14 protein-coding genes, 1 tRNA gene and 2 pseudogenes are annotated in these 14,318 nt (G+C 67.9%); 6 read left to right on the forward strand and 11 right to left on the reverse strand.

Translation table 11 applies throughout. The features are described 5' to 3' along the window. The 3 genes and pseudogenes from AC1RWI_RS36040 to AC1RWI_RS36050 all read right to left on the reverse strand — a co-directional run. Positions 1-317: pseudogene (locus AC1RWI_RS36040) on the reverse strand (ABC transporter permease); the annotation flags it as partial. Between the two features lie 28 nt (positions 318-345). Beyond that, entirely contained in the window at positions 346-1,149 is an 804-nt protein-coding gene (locus AC1RWI_RS36045; protein WP_492870701.1) for an ABC transporter ATP-binding protein, read from the reverse strand. 56 nt (positions 1,150-1,205) lie between these two features. Then, complete coding sequence (locus AC1RWI_RS36050; RefSeq protein ID WP_043350666.1) at positions 1,206-2,222, reverse strand: ABC transporter substrate-binding protein; 1,017 nt, start codon at positions 2,220-2,222, stop codon at positions 1,206-1,208. 245 nt (positions 2,223-2,467) lie between these two features. On the opposite strand from AC1RWI_RS36050, the gene AC1RWI_RS36055 reads away from it, so the two are divergent. Together AC1RWI_RS36055 and AC1RWI_RS36060 are read left to right on the forward strand one after the other, a co-directional pair. Next, entirely contained in the window at positions 2,468-3,136 is a 669-nt protein-coding gene (locus tag AC1RWI_RS36055; RefSeq protein ID WP_043350669.1) for a response regulator, read from the forward strand. Next, positions 3,133-4,515, forward strand: coding sequence for a sensor histidine kinase N-terminal domain-containing protein (locus AC1RWI_RS36060; RefSeq protein ID WP_492870702.1), 1,383 nt, complete (start codon positions 3,133-3,135; stop codon positions 4,513-4,515). Before AC1RWI_RS36055 ends, AC1RWI_RS36060 begins: the two co-directional genes overlap by 4 nt. A 74-nt stretch (positions 4,516-4,589) precedes the next feature. Here the strand turns inward: AC1RWI_RS36060 and arfB are convergent, their stop codons facing one another. From arfB to AC1RWI_RS36080, 4 genes are read right to left on the reverse strand one after another with little or no spacing between them, the layout of a single operon-like run. Continuing rightward, entirely contained in the window at positions 4,590-4,994 is a 405-nt protein-coding gene (arfB, locus tag AC1RWI_RS36065) for an alternative ribosome rescue aminoacyl-tRNA hydrolase ArfB (protein ID WP_492870705.1), read from the reverse strand. A 54-nt stretch (positions 4,995-5,048) separates the two neighbouring features. Beyond that, complete coding sequence (locus AC1RWI_RS36070) at positions 5,049-5,477, reverse strand: lytic transglycosylase domain-containing protein (RefSeq protein WP_236702066.1); 429 nt, start codon at positions 5,475-5,477, stop codon at positions 5,049-5,051. Positions 5,478-5,529: 52 nt separating this feature from the next. Beyond that, positions 5,530-5,937 (reverse strand): hypothetical protein, encoded by a 408-nt coding sequence (locus tag AC1RWI_RS36075; protein WP_063778422.1) that lies wholly within the window; start codon positions 5,935-5,937, stop codon positions 5,530-5,532. A 46-nt stretch (positions 5,938-5,983) separates the two neighbouring features. Further along, positions 5,984-6,349, reverse strand: a complete 366-nt coding sequence (locus AC1RWI_RS36080; RefSeq protein ID WP_043350680.1) for a hypothetical protein — start codon at positions 6,347-6,349, stop codon at positions 5,984-5,986. Positions 6,350-6,740: 391 nt separating this feature from the next. On the opposite strand from AC1RWI_RS36080, the pseudogene AC1RWI_RS36085 reads away from it, so the two are divergent. After that, a pseudogene (locus tag AC1RWI_RS36085) lies at positions 6,741-7,036 on the forward strand (tyrosine-type recombinase/integrase); the annotation flags it as partial. A 64-nt stretch (positions 7,037-7,100) separates the two neighbouring features. Here AC1RWI_RS36085 and AC1RWI_RS36090 read toward each other — a convergent pair. Beyond that, a tRNA-Arg gene (locus AC1RWI_RS36090) sits at positions 7,101-7,176 on the reverse strand. 388 nt (positions 7,177-7,564) lie between these two features. Here AC1RWI_RS36090 and AC1RWI_RS36095 point away from each other — a divergent pair. Further along, entirely contained in the window at positions 7,565-8,446 is an 882-nt protein-coding gene (locus AC1RWI_RS36095) for a c-type cytochrome (protein WP_043350683.1), read from the forward strand. Positions 8,447-8,510: 64 nt separating this feature from the next. On the opposite strand, the gene hemN is transcribed toward AC1RWI_RS36095, so the two are convergent. Beyond that, on the reverse strand, positions 8,511-10,121 hold the full coding sequence (hemN, locus tag AC1RWI_RS36100; RefSeq protein ID WP_492870703.1) for an oxygen-independent coproporphyrinogen III oxidase: 1,611 nt from the start codon (positions 10,119-10,121) through the stop codon (positions 8,511-8,513). Between the two features lie 207 nt (positions 10,122-10,328). On the opposite strand from hemN, the gene AC1RWI_RS36105 reads away from it, so the two are divergent. Beyond that, the gene (locus AC1RWI_RS36105; RefSeq protein ID WP_043350687.1) at positions 10,329-11,471 is read left to right on the forward strand and encodes an ABC transporter substrate-binding protein; all 1,143 of its coding nucleotides are present in this window, start codon (positions 10,329-10,331) and stop codon (positions 11,469-11,471) included. Between the two features lie 30 nt (positions 11,472-11,501). Here AC1RWI_RS36105 and AC1RWI_RS36110 read toward each other — a convergent pair whose 3' ends face one another. Together AC1RWI_RS36110 and AC1RWI_RS36115 are read right to left on the reverse strand one after the other, a co-directional pair. Next, a complete protein-coding gene (locus AC1RWI_RS36110; RefSeq protein WP_052494717.1) occupies positions 11,502-12,683 on the reverse strand; it encodes an ATP-binding protein in 1,182 nt (393 codons plus the stop codon). Next, a complete protein-coding gene (locus AC1RWI_RS36115; RefSeq protein WP_043350691.1) occupies positions 12,655-13,386 on the reverse strand; it encodes a response regulator in 732 nt (243 codons plus the stop codon). The genes AC1RWI_RS36110 and AC1RWI_RS36115 overlap by 29 nt, the downstream gene beginning before the upstream one ends. A 434-nt stretch (positions 13,387-13,820) precedes the next feature. Between AC1RWI_RS36115 and AC1RWI_RS36120 the strand changes: the two genes are divergently transcribed. Further along, on the forward strand, positions 13,821-14,318 hold a 498-nt coding region (locus tag AC1RWI_RS36120; RefSeq protein ID WP_492870704.1), incomplete at its 3' end, for a hypothetical protein.

Genomic DNA, 14,318 nt, shown 5'->3' on the forward strand with positions numbered 1-14,318 from the left:
AGCCCGGTCTCTTCCAGCGTGACCGCCACCTGGGCCAGCAGCGGTCCCTGCGAGGTGCCGTTGACGAACCAGTCGTAGATCTGCTCCGCGATCAGCGAGGGCATGGAGAAGAAGAACGGGTCGATCCAGTGCAGCCGTCCCGCCAGCTCCCAACCGCCCAGCGCCACCACCAGCAAGGCGATGCGCAGGGTGATGATCAGTTGGCGGCGCCGGCGCATGGCTAGCCTGGCCTCCCGTTCAAAGACGTCGAGTTCGTCGGCAAGGGCCGTGTTTGCTTCCATGTTCATTGGTATCGGTATCGGTGTCGGTATTGGCATTCACATTGGCCGCGTTCGCGGCGCAGCATCAGTCGATGTGGACTTCCTCGCGCAGATCGGCCCAGATCTCGCGCGACAGTTCGACAAAGTGCTTTTCGTAGCGGATCTCCGACGTCACGCGCGGGCGTGGCAGGTCGATCTCGTAGACACGCTTGAGGGTGGCCGGACGCGCGGTCAGCACGAAGACCCTGTCAGCCATGGCAATGGCTTCTTCCAGGTCGTGCGTGACGAACACCACCGAGCCGGCGTTCTGCGACCAGAGCTGCAGCAGCTCGTCCTGCATCAGCGTGCGGGTCTGCATGTCCAGCGCGCTGAATGGCTCGTCCATCAGCAGGATCTGCGGATTGTTGATGAAGGTCTGCGCCAGCGCCACGCGCTTGCGCATGCCGCCCGACAACTGATGCGGGTAGTGGTTGCTGAACTTGGCCAAGCCGACCTTGCGCACCCATTCCTCAGCCAGGCCATAGGCCTGGTCGCGGGGGGGGCCGGCGCCGCGGAACAGCGGCCCGGCCGCCACGTTGTGCAGCACCGAGCGCCACGGGAAGACCGCATCGGCCTGGAACACGAAGCCGATGCGCGGATCGATGCCGGTCACGCGTTTGCCCATCAGGCGCACCTCGCCGGTGCTCGGCTTGAGCAAGCCGGTGATCAGGCTCAGCGTGGTCGATTTGCCGCATCCCGTCGGCCCGACGATGGCGACGAACTCGCCCTTGCCCACACGCATGGAGAAGTCGCGCAACGCCACGGTGGCAGTGCCATCGGGTGCGATGAAGCGGCAGGAGACGCGCTCGAATTCGATGGCCGGCGCATCTTGCGGCACGGTATTGGTCATGAGGTTTCCTTGCAGTGCGCGCGCCGGCGGCGCGAACCGGTTATTCGCCTGGTGCCTCACCTGGCGACGTGGTCGACGAACTCGTTGGTGAACGTGCGGCCCAGTTCGATGTGCTTGCCCTTGACAGTCGGATCGAACGAGGAGAGCACCTTGAGCACCGTTTCGGGGCCGCCGGCGGGCATCCTGCCGTCGTCCGTGAACATGGGCAGCGAGGCCCCCAGGGCCTTGACGTAGAGCTCGCGGTTATTGCCGTAGTAGTCCTTGGGCATCTTCTGCGCGATCTCCTCGGCGCTGTGGGCTTTGATAAAGCGCATGGTCTTGACGAAGGCGCGCGCCAGCTTCTGCACCTGGTCCTTGTGCCCCTCCACCCAGGCGCGCTGCATATAAAGGCTGGAGGCCGGATAAAGCCCGCCCAGTGCCTGGGTGGTGCCCTCGGCCGTGCGCATGTCGACCAGCACCTGCGCCTCGCCGGTCTTGAGCAATTGCGAGATAGTGGGCTCGGTGGTCATGCCGGCATCGATGCGGCTCTGGCGGATCGCAGCCATGAAGCTGTTATCGGCGCCGACCGGCAGCACCGTGTACTGGCTCGGCGCCACCCCCGCCTTGAAGGCCAGGTACTGCGTCAGGAAGTTGGTCGACGAGCCCAGGCCGGTCACGCCGAGCGTCTTGCCTTTCACATCGGCCATGCTCTTGATCTGGCCGGCCGCACGCGTGGCCACCATCTCCACCTCGCCCGGCACCTTGCCGAACACCACCACGGCCTCTACTTCCTTGCCCTTGCTCTGCAGGTCAATGGTGTGATCGTAGAAGCCCACCACGCCCTGCACCGCGCCGGCCAGCAGTTCGTTTTCGGCGTCGACCCCGGCCGGCTGCGAGAGGATCTCGACGTCGAGCCCCTCCTCCTTGAAGTAGCCCAGCTGCTCGGTCAGCCTGGCTGGCAGGTAGATGATCTTGGTCGCGCCGCCCACCATGATCGACAGCTTTGCGTCGGCCGCGTGCGCCGTGTGCGCGGCCGCAAGTGCTGCAAGTGCCGCAGAGGCCACGGCAAGCATGCCCTTCCTGTATGCATTCATCTTTGTCTCCCTTGTTTTGCTGGCGCCAGGCCTTGGTGGCCGGGGCATGATTGGGCTCTGATTACGGCGTGCCTCCGCGCTCGCCGGGGCCACAGCGCGGGGCTCGAAGCATTCTAGGCAGCGCAAACCTTCACGCAGCTTTCGCCGCATCTCAGGGAATATCCCGATGCGGTGCAGCGTCCGCGCCATGGCGGGCAGTGGTAAAAGGAGACCCCGGCAACAGCAGGTCCTCACCAGAGCGGTTCATGAAGGTATTGCTGATCGAAGACAATGCTTCGCTCATCCACTGGCTCGCGAGGCTGCTGAAGGAAGAGCGCTTCATGGTCGATACCGTGCTGGACGGCGAATACGCCGATCAGTTGCTGCAGACGCAGAGCTACGACGTGGTGCTGCTAGACCTGCAGATCCCGCGCCTGGCCGGCAAGAGCGTATTGCGCCGGCTGCGCGCGCGCCGCAACAACGTGCCGGTGCTGGTGGTGACGGCAAGCGCCTCGGTCGACGAAAAAGTGGAGTGCCTGGGCCTGGGCGCCGACGACTACCTCGTCAAGCCTTTCGAAGTGCGGGAACTGGTCGCGCGCATCAAAGCCCTGGCGCGGCGGCAGACGGGGGAAAAGCAGGCCGAACTGGTTTGCGGCGATCTCACCTACAACACCGACACGCGGCAGTTCTATGTCGCGGGCGAGCTGCTTTCGCTGCGGCTGAAAGAGCACACCGCGCTGGAAATCCTGATGATGCGGCTCGGCAAGACCGTGTCCAAGGCGAGCCTCATGTCGGGCGTGTATTCACTCGACGAGGAGCCCAGCGAGGACGCCATCGAGATCTATATCCATCGCATCCGCAAGAAGCTCGAGGGCTGCCAGGCCACCATCATGACGCTGCGCGGCCTGGGCTACCTGCTGCAGCAAAAGCAATGATCCACAGCCTGCGCGTACGGTTGCTGCTATGGCTGCTGGTGCCGCTGGCGGCCTTTGTGGGCATCAGCAGCTATGCCGCGTACCTGAGTGCGGCCGATACCGCAAACCGCGTGCAGGACCGCGCGCTGCAAGCTTCGGCCGACGTCATCGCGGGCCACATCGCGTGGGCGGACGGACGCATCACGGTGCAGGTGCCGCCGTCGGCGCTGTCCCTGTTCGACTCGCCCTATGGCGACCAAGTTTTCTACAACGTGGTCGATGATCGCGGCCGGATCCTGGCCGGCAATCCGCGCTTCGAGCAGCCGCCGATGGCGGGCGCCGCCAGCCCCGTGTTCTACTCGTCCCGCTTCCAGTCGCAGCCGGTGCGGGTCGTGCAAGCCACCCGCACGATGTTCGACTCCGGCGAGGCCCGCAAGGTCACCGTCACCGTGGGGCAGACGCTGATCGGCAACCACGAGCTGGTTCGCAGCCTGCGCATGCCGGCGCTGCTGCGCGAAGTGGTGATGCTGGTGCTGGCCGTGGGGCTGGTGATGATCGGGCTCACTGTGGAGCTGAGCCCGCTGCTGCGCGTGAAGGACGAAGTGGCGGGACGTGACCCGATGGACCTGGTACCGGTGAGCGCGGTCGACCTGCCGCAGGAATTGCGGCCCATTGTCGAGGCGATCAACCAGTGCATCCAGCGCCTGAACGAATATGTGCGCCAGCAAAAGCGCTTTATCGCCGATGCCGCGCACCAGATCCGCACGCCGCTCGCGGTGCTGGGGGCACAGCTGGAGTTTGCCGCGCGGGTGGACGATGAAGCCAGGCTGCGCGAGATCCTCGGGTCGATGGAGACCAGCACGCAGGCCATGACCAACCTGGCCAACAAGCTACTGTTGCTGTCGCAGGCCGAAGCCGCGCGCAGTGCCGGTGCCGGTGCCGCGCAACAAGGCGCGGACCTGGTGCCGCTGGTGACCGCCGTGCTGGAAGACATGGTGGTGCTGGCGCAGCGCAAGGGCATAGACCTGGGTGCCGAGCTGGCGGTAGACAGTGCACGGGTGAGCGTCAACGCGTGGATGATGGCGGCCGTGGTATCGAACCTGGTCGACAACGCGATCCGTTACACGCCGGCGCAAGGCCAGGTCACCGTGGCCCTGACACTCGAGGCAGGAAATGCCGTCCTCGCGGTGAGCGACAACGGTCCCGGCATTCCCGCGGAAGCACGGCCCAAGATATTCGATCGTTTCTATCGCAACGCACTGCCGAACCAGGAAGGCAGCGGCCTGGGGCTGGCCATCGTCAAGGAGATCGTGCTGACGGCGCAAGGCCAGGTAAGCCTGAGCCCCGGCATCGGCGGGCGCGGCGTCACGCTGACGGTGCGCCTGCCTCTGGCCGCCTGAGTGCCGGCGCCGATGTCAGGCGGCGCGAAGCCAGGAAGCCAGCGCAGGCGTGCCGCCCTTAGTCCCTTAGTCCCTTAGTCCATCACCTTGCCGCGCTGCGCCTTGACCTGGCTGCGCTGGCTCTTGCCTTCGAGACGCCGCATCTTCGAGCCGAAGGTAGGCCGCGTGGCGCGGCGCGTGCGCGGCGGCGTAGCCACGCTGCGCACCAGGTCGTGCAGGCGCTGCACGGCCTCCTCCCGATTCATCTCCAGGCTGCGGTGTTGCTGCGCCTTGATCACCACCACGCCATCGCGCGTGATGCGGTGGTCATGCAACTGCAGCAGCCGTGCCTTGTGCCCTTCTTCCAGCGACGAGGCGCGGACATCGAAACGCAGGTGCACCGCATTGGACACCTTGTTGATGTTCTGCCCGCCCGCGCCTTGCGCGCGGATCGCGGTGATCTCGTACTCGGTGTGGGCGATGGTGATGTCGGGCTGCATGGCACGCATGATAGCAAGGGCCGGCGCGGCCCGCTCCCATGCGCTACCCATGCGCTAGCGGGCCGACGGCAGCTCGCCCCAGGCCACCAGGATTCGCTGGATGCTGCGCGCGTAAGCGTCGCGCTGGCCCGGCGATTCGGAGTGGTAGGCGCCAATGGCGCGCCAGGTGTTGCCATGCCTCACCATCTTTTGCTTTAGCAGCCAGGCGGCGACATAGACGTTGACGCACGAGTCGGTCAGCGCGCGGCTCGGCACCCCGTGGCGTGCCAGGTCATTGAAATGCACCGAGTTGATCTGCAACTGCCCAACGTCGATCGACCCATTCGCATTGCGGTTCACCGCGGCGGGATCGCCCTTCGACTCGAACCACGCGATGGCACGCAGCACCGACGGGTTGACGCCCTGGTAGGTGCCCGCCTGCTCGAAGCAATCCTGCGCACGGGCCGCACCATGGAACAGCAGCAGCAGCAAAATCGCCAGCAAGCTGCCGGCAAGCCCGCGGTACTGGCGCGGGCCGACCGCCTTCGTATGGGCGTTAGCGGACACGATTGATGCCCTCGCTTGCCAGGCGTTGGCGATGATCTTCAGCCAGCCCGGGCGGCGACGACTGCTGCAGGGCCAGGTCGAGCTGATGTCCGATCGTGTCCAGGTATGCACGCGAGGTGTCGGAGACTATCAGGCGCACCACCGGCGCGAGGCTCTTGCGTTCCTGCGCGGGCAGCGCTTTCATCCTGGCCCGGGCGGTGTGGCCCACGCGCGGCGCGCTGAGCTCGTCACTGCCGCTCGCGGGCGGCAACATGGCCAGGGTCGGCAGCGGTGGATAGACCTTGTCCGCCGCCGGCGCGGCTGCCGGCAAGGCAGGACGGACATCGGCGCCAGGCTCGGTGGCAAGGGCCGGCATGGCCAGCGCCAGGCTGACGGCAAACAGGGTGAGGCGGTGCATCGGCTGCTGCTCCTTGTTGCGGTGTTATTGCGGCGTTATTGCGGCGTTATTGCGATTGCGCCGTCTTGATGGTGACGCTGTACGGCTGGCTCGTGCCGGCCGTCAGGTTCTCGAGGTGGACGGCGGTGGTGCGCTGTGCCGGTACACCCTTCCAGATCGCCTGGTTGAGGTAGGGCAGGTCCTGGCCGAGCGCGGTGACGACGACGGTCGCCGGCTGCTTCTGCCGGGCCGCCAGCGCGCCGGCCTTGGCAAGCACGGCCGCGAGTTGCGCATCGCGCGCGCCAAGCGCATCGGGCGGGATCACGAAGCTCGCAATCGTGCTCTGCGGCGCCGGCGCGTCCGCCGTCGCAGAGGCAGGCAGTTGGGCACAACCCGCCAGCGCGAGCAAGGCTGCCGAGCCGGCCAGCGGCATCGCCAGGCACGTTGCCCACGCGCCCTGCAACCGAGAGTGAGCAACGGCCCGGCGCGTGCGCTCGCGGGGCACTTTGTCTGCGATATTGCACATGGAATGGCTTCCCTAGGCGTTTGATGCGGGCCATTTACGCATTGGGCCGATCGGGCGAAAAGGCGCAATTAAGGGGAGAAAATGCTTCTGTTTGCGGATTGACAGTGCCTTCCACCGGGCAGCCGTAGCGCGCGCAAGCGCGGCTACGCGCCGGGCATGACACTTTCCGGGAAGACACGTGCTCGACAAGCCGCGCAGCGCGAAGATGAAATGCATCATGCGCCATACCGTGCGCTCCGCCGGAAATTGCCCGCGACGGTTCCCCCGCAGCCCGAAACCTGCCCAGGCACGCGCAGCTGTATCACCGGCACAACGCGCGCAGCAGCTGGAACCGGCTCAGCCCGGCAACCTCGGCGAGTTCGGCCTGGAAACGGGTCTGCGGCGCGCCAACGTCACCGGGCTGCAGTGGTCGCAGGTGGATCTGGTGCGGCGTGTCGCCTTGATCCACCCGGACCAAGCCAAGGCGCGCAAGGCGATCACCGTGCCGTTGTCGAACTGGGAGGCTGGGAAACGATGGAGATGGTGCAACGCTATGCGCACCTGTCGGCGGACCACCTGGCGCAGTGGGTGGCGCCCCTGACTGAGGTGCCTGCGCTGAAGTTAGGTGCAGTCGCGCTTCGCAGGAATAGGGCGAAACGCTGGAAACCGTTGTGGGGATTGGTGCGCCCGGCTGGGATCGAACCAGCAACCCCTGCCTTCGGAGGGCAGTACTCTATCCATTGAGCTACGGGCGCACAGGGTATGACGGGGTACAACGCGGGCAGCGCGCGAGTGCCGCTGCCGGAAAGGCGCATAGCATACCGTGTTTGGCGAAAGACGTCCACGCCGGGCTGAAAAGTGCGGCCAGATGACGTCTCTTGCAAGCCGCTTTTGCCTCCATGCGGTAAGTCTTTGGGGCTATAATCGCGAGTTATTTGTGTAAAAACGGGGCTGCGCAACATCCACATCAGGTCCGGGGATGATGGTGCCGCGCCCTGCTGGCTGGCCCGTTTCGGGGCAGTTGGCACCGGATAATAGTCCGATGCGCGCAATTGGCCAGGGGGAATTGGCCACCGAGCAAGCGGCCACATAAGCAGCCGATCGCGAGCGGCCACAGGTTTCCTGCAAAATTGAGAGTTGAGTATGAGCGACGTCCATAACGCACAAGACGAACACGAGTCTCCCATCAAAACCCCCAAGCAGCTGATCGCTGTGGTGATTGCCGCCTTCCTGGTGCCAATCATCGTGATCATCCTGCTGGTCAACTTTGTCGGACACGGTGCCAAGGAAGGCGCGGGTTCCACCACTACCGTGGAAGCTGTCAATGACCGCATCAAGCCGGTCGCCTCGCTCGAGCTGAAGGACCCGAACGCACCGCGCGTCTTCAAGACGGGCGAGCAGGTCTATAAGGAAGTCTGCGCCGCCTGCCACGCCACCGGTGCTGCCGGCGCGCCCAAGTACAGCAACGCTGGTGACTGGGCTCCGCGTATCGGCCAAGGCTTTGACGGCCTGCTGAACTCCGTGCTGCATGGCAAGGGCGCCATGCAAGCCCGCGCCGGCACCACCGCCGACGACTACTCCGATTACGAACTCGGCCGCGCCGTGGTCTACATGGCCGACGCCGGCGGTGCCAAGTTCCCGGAACCGGCCGCGCCCGCCGCCGCTCCGGCTACCGCTGCTGCCTCGGACGCCGCGGCGCCTGCGGCAGCCGCTGCGCCGGCCGCTCCCGCAGCGGCACCTGCCGCCGCCGCACCGGCTGCCGCAGCTGCAGCCGCGCCGGCTTCCGCCGAAGTGGGCAAGAAGGTCTACGAACAAGTCTGCGCCGCCTGCCACGCAGCCGGTGTTGCCGGTGCGCCGAAGTTCGGCGACAAGGCAGCCTGGGCGCCGCGCCTGAAGGAAGGCATGGACGCCGTGCACGCGTTCGCCCTGAAGGGCAAGGGCGTGATGCCGCCGAAGGGCGGCTACGCCGGCCCCGACGCCGACGTGATGGCCGCAGTGGACTACATGGCCAACGCTTCGAAGTAAGCGCAAGCCGCTCTCAACAAAAAAGCCCGCGGCATGCCGCGGGCTTTTTGCTTTCCGGTGTGGCTTAAACCACGCGCGAGTAGCGCGTTGGCATCGGCAAAGGCGTACCTGCATCAGCGCTCCGGATGGCGGCGGGCTCTGTACGCCGGGCATCCTCGCGCAGGAAGCCGTCGAACACCATGGCCAGGCGGCGCACCAGCAAACGCCCCAGCGGCGTCACCTCGATGCGGCCAGGCTCACAACGCACCAGCCCGTCTTCGGCCAGCCGCGCCAGCTCCGCCAGCTCGTGCGCGAAGTGCACGGCAAAATCGATGCGGTGGCGTGCTTCGACCGCGGCGACATCCAGTACGCCATTGCACATCAGCGCGCCAATCACATCGCGCCGCAAGTGATCTTCGTCGCGCATGGCGAAGCCGCGCATCACGGGCAGCACGCCGGCGTCGAGGCTGCGGTAGTAGTCATCCAGCGTGCGGGCGTTCTGCACGTAGCGGCCCGCCACCGCGCCGATCGACGAGACGCCGAAGCCCAGTTGGTCATGGCCGGCATGGGTGGAATAGCCCTGGAAGTTGCGCTGCAGCCGGCCCTCGCGCTGGGCCACGGCGAGCGCGTCGTCCGGCAGCGCGAAGTGGTCCATGCCGATGTAGACATAGCCCGCGGCGGTGAGCTGCTCGATCGTGCCGACCAGGATGTCGAGTTTTTCTGCGGCTGCCGGCAGTGCGCGTTCATCGATGCGCCGCTGCGGCTTGAACACGTGCGGCAGGTGCGCGTAGCTGTACACGGAGAGCCGGTCCGGGCGCATCGCCAGCACCTGCTCCACAGTGGCGGCAAAACGCGCCGTGGTCTGGTGCGGCAGGCCGTAGATCAGGTCCATGCTGACCGAGCGGAAACCCAGCCGGCGCGCGGCGTCGACGACCGCCTGCGTCTCAGCTTGCGATTGCACGCGGTGGATGGCGCGCTGGACCTCGGCGTCGAAATCCTGCACGCCCAGGCTGATGCGGTTGAAGCCAAGTTCCGCCAGCAGCGCCATCTGCGCGTCGCCGATGCGGCGCGGGTCGATCTCGATCGAGTGCTCGCCCTCGGGCAGCAGGTGGAAGTGCTGGTGCAGCGCGTCCATGACACGGCGCATCTCGGCGGGATCGAGGAAGGTCGGCGTGCCGCCGCCCCAGTGCGACTGCACCACCTCGCGCCGCGTGCCGAGCTGCTGCGCCACCAGCGCCATCTCGCGCGCCAGGTAGTCCACGTAGCGGGCGCTGCGGCGGTGGTCCTTGGTGATGATCTTGTTGCAGCCGCAGTAGTAGCAGATGTTCTCGCAGAACGGCACGTGCACATACAGCGAAAGCGGCGCGGCGGCTTTGGCCGTGCTGGCCGTGTTGGCGGCGTGGGTGGCGCTAGCAGCGCAATCGGCCAGCGCCTGCTGGTAGTCCTGCGCGCCGAAGCCGCCGTGGAAGCGGTCCGCCGTCGGGTACGAGGTGTAGCGCGGGCCGTTGATATCCATGCGGCCCGCCAGCGCGCGAAAGTCCGACAAGGCATGCCGGTCCGGCGCGGCAGCGCCTGGTCCTGCCGGCTTGCCGGTGCAGGCGGCGCCACACTTGCCGGAGCAGGTGCGGGACTGGCTCGAGACGGCAACGGGAACGGACATTGCGTTGGGGAACGGGGCGGGGGCAGTCGCAGCCATGGGGCGGCCTTTGTCGTGGATTCGATGGCCCATCGTAGGGCGCGCCGCCCGCGCCTGCGTTGACCGGGGTCAAGCCGCGGCCCATGACATGCGGCGCGCCACGGCCCGGACATGCCCGGCGTCATGCCAGCGTCACCTGGATCGGATAGGCTGCGCGGCGCTCTCCCCAATCATGCCATTGCTCTGCACCTGGCCTCGCGGATTCCCATGCACGCTTCCTCCCTGATCGCCAACCCCGCACGGCCGCCGCGCCGCCGGGTCCTGGCCGCGCTTGGCAGCGCCATGCTGGCGCCTGCCTCTTTGCTGGCGCAGGCGCCACCACGCCGCCCGCTGGTGATCGGCCACCTGGTGGACCGGGGCGGTGCCCAGGCCGACCTGGCACGCGACTACCTGGCCGGGGCCAAAGTGATGTTCGATGCGGCCAACGCCGGCGCGCGCGAGCCTCGCGTGGTGCATGTGGTGCGCGAGGTCGACGCCGATCCGCGCGCGGCCACCGCGCAGGCGCTGTCGCTGGTTGACGGGGAGCGGGCTGAATTGCTGTTCGGCCCCAGCGATGCCTTGCTGCCAGTGCTGGCCGCCTCGCCCGAGCTGGCCCGGCGCGGCGTGCAGATCGTGGCGCCGTTGTCGGGGCTGTCGCTCGCGGCGGATCACGTCTGGTACACGCGGGCCGACTACCGCAGCGAGCTGGACGCGGCCATCCGGCAGTTGCGCAGCTATGGCCTCAAGCAACTGGTGCTGGCCGTGGCGCCGGATTTTGCGGCCGGCAGCCTGGCTAGCGGCACGCCGTGGCGGCGCCAGGCCGAGCAGGAGCCGGGACTGCAGGCCCTCACGCTGGATGCGGGCAAGGGCAGCGACGCCGGCGCGGTGGCGCAACGCATCGCCGCCGCGCGCCCGGCCGCGGTGATCGTGGCGGGCGATACGCTGGCCTATGGCAACCTCGGCCGCGCGCTGGCGGCGCGGGGCTGGTACGGGTTCCTGGTGGGATTGTCGGCGGTCAATTCGCTGGCGGCACGCGAGATTCTTGGCGCCGGCTACATCGGCGGCATCGTGCTGACGCAGATCGCCCCGGGGCCGCAGGACCTGACCCTGCGCGTGGTCAAGGAGCACGTGGGCCGGATGAAGCAGTTCCTGGACGAGCCCGCCTCGCCGGCCACGCTGGCCGGCTATATCGGCGCGGCCTGGCTGGTGCGCACGGCGCTGGCCGCGCCGCGCGGGGCCACCCCGGCGGACCTGCGGCGCGCGCTGCAGGCCCGTGTCGACGTGGGCGATTTCGTGCTGGATTTCACGCGCGGATCGCGCGGATCGCAGTATGTGCAGCTTGCGGCAATGGGTGGCGGCACGGCACGGTGAGCGGTAGCGCTGGCACCGGCCGCCCGCCGCTCAGGCGCGCGGCAGCACGATGCGCACCCGCAGGCCGCCCTCCGCCCGGTTGGCCAGGCTGAGCTCGCCGCCGTGGCGCGAGACGATATCGGCGGCGATCGACAGGCCCATGCCAACCCCGCCGGTGGCACGGTTGCGCGAGGATTCGAGCCGGTAGAACGGCTCCAGCACGCGCGCCATTTCCTCCGGCGGAATGCCGGGGCCGTTGTCACACACATCGATCATCACCCGCTCGGCGCTGTCTGCCAGTTCGATGCACGCGCTGCCGCCGTAGCGGTGCGCGTTCTCGACCAGGTTGACCACGGCCCGGCGCAGTTCGGCCGGATAGGCCAGCAGCGGCTCGGCGTCGCCAGACAAGGTGACGTCCTGGCCAATCTCCGTGGCATCGTCCACCACGGCCTGCAGCAAGGCATGCACATCCACCCGCTGGCGCGGTGCGGCGGCGCCGTCGCGCTCGCGCAGGTAATACAGGGTGGCATCGATCAGACCGTTCATCTCCGCGAGGTCCTGGCGCAGGCGATAGCGCACCTGGTTGTCGTCGACGCCTTCGATGCGCAGGCTCATGCGGGTGAGCGGGGTGCGCAGGTCGTGGGACACGGCGGCCAGGAAGCGCGATTGCTGTGCCAGCTGGGTGCGGATGCGCTGCTGCATGTGGTTGAAGGCCTTGGCTGCGGCGCGGGCCTCGGCCGGGCCGCTGTCCTCGTCCAGCGGCGGGGCATGCACGTCCTGGGCCAGCCGGCCGGCGCTGCTGGCCAGGCGCTGGACTGGCCTGGCCAGCAAGCGCGCACCCACCCAGGACGCGGCCACAATGGCGGCGAGCTGGAACAGCAGGCCCAGGCGGGGCGGCCCAAGACCGCGGGTCCGGCGCTGCCGGCGTGGCGGCACTGGCGCCCCAGCTCCGGCTTGGCCGTTGTCCGCGCGCGCCTCGGCATCCGGCGGCGGCGGGAACTCGCCCCGCTGCCCCTCTTCACCCGGGGGCGGGGGTGGCGGCATTTCGTCGCCGGGGACGAAGGTGAACCCGGTATGCCCCGGGCGCGGGAATACGCTCTCGATGACCGTGACGCCGAGCAGATGCACGGCCAGCATGATCGCGGCCATCACCAGGAACAGCCGGATGAACATGGAGTCGTGGCGGGCCACCCAGCCCGCGCGCTCAGGCTTCGACGGCGCCGGTGAAGACATAGCCCTCGCCTCGGACGGTACGGATCAGCGTCGGGTCGCGCGGGTCGTCGCGCAGCTTCTGGCGCAGGCGCGAAACCAGCAGGTCGATGCTGCGATCGAAGACGTCGAGATCGCGGCCGCGCGCCTGGTTGATCAGCAGCTCGCGATCCAGCACGCGGTTCGGGTGCTCGATAAACGCCAGCAGCAGCCGGAATTCCGCATTGGACAACGGCACCACGGTGTCCTCGCCATCCACCAGCTGGCGCAGCGTGGTGTTCAGGCGCCAGTTGCCGAAGCGCAGTTCGTGGCCGCCCGCCGCCGCCGGGCGCTTCACGCCGCCGCCCCGGGCACGGCGCAGCACGGTGTGGATGCGCGCCACCAGCTCACGCATCTCGAAGGGCTTGGTGACATAGTCGTCGGCGCCCACCTCCAGCCCGACCACGCGGTCGGCCAGTTCGGTGCGCGCGGTGAGCATGATCACCGGCAGGTCGCTGCGCTCGCGGATCTCGCGGCACAGCGTCAGGCCGTTTTCACCGCGCAAAGAGAGGTCGAGCACCACCAGGTCGTAGTCGCGCGTGGCCATGGCGGCGCGCATGGCAGCGCCGCCCTCGGCGCCGTCGGCTTCGATGCCAAAGGTGGATAGGTACTCGGCCAGCATGGAGCGGATCTGCGGATCGTCGTCGACGATCAGCAAATGAAGGGGCGAGGCGGGAGAATGGTCCATCGGGTTTCGTCGTGCTTTGCAGCGGTTCGCCGCGTCGTTCGCGGCAGGTTGGTGCGCCGGCAGGCCGGCATTGCAGCAGATTGGTGGGGCGGATCAGGGCGGCCCCGGCAAGCCGCCGCCGCCAGGGATTCACTCTACCAGCCCGGCGCGGCGGCCTGATAGGCAGGGTGTGGCCGCTTTGTACCGGGCTTGATACAAAGCGGCTCGCCCGGCGGCCCGCTTTGTACAGCATTGCTTCCGCGCGCTGACCAAGCGCTCAAGCAACAGCGGGCGGGCCTTTCTAATATGTCATGTCGTTATCCCGCCGCTTTTGTGCCTGCCAGTTCCCGACCGGCGGGCCACGGCCGCCCGGCTGCCCCCGCTATGCTTGAAGCCATCGGCATTACGTTGGCAATCCCGGGCCTCTCCCCGCATCACCTCCATGGAGAATCCTTGTGACCCAGCCCCAAGCCTTGCTGCCCCGCATCCGCGCCTTGCTGTCCCTTGCCGTGCTGTGCGGCGCCTGCGCCTTGACGCTGCCGGCGCACGCACTGCAGACCAGCCCACAGGTGGTTGCCGGCGCCGGCCGGCCAGTGGCGCCCACATCGCTGCGCGAAGCGCTGGCGCTCACGCCTGCCCAGGCCACCCTGTGGCAAGCCGCCCTGGATGCGGCGCGGGAAGCGCATGCCCACGCGCTGGAACTGCAGGCGCGCTTTATCCGCGAAGGTGGGGGCCCCGGTCAGCCGGAGGGGTCCGAGTCGTCGCTGCGCGCCCGCGCGGAGCGGGAAGACCGGCTGCACGATGCGCTCGACAAGGATCGCCGCGCCGCGCGCGATCGCTGGATTACATTTGAAGAGAGCCTGGATGCCGGCCAGCGCAGGCACCTGCACGACATGCCGGAGGGCCGCTTGGCGGTTCCGCCGCAGGGCACATTCGGCCCCGGCGCCCACCCC

This window comes from Cupriavidus sp. MPR-AND1C (assembly GCF_058809705.1).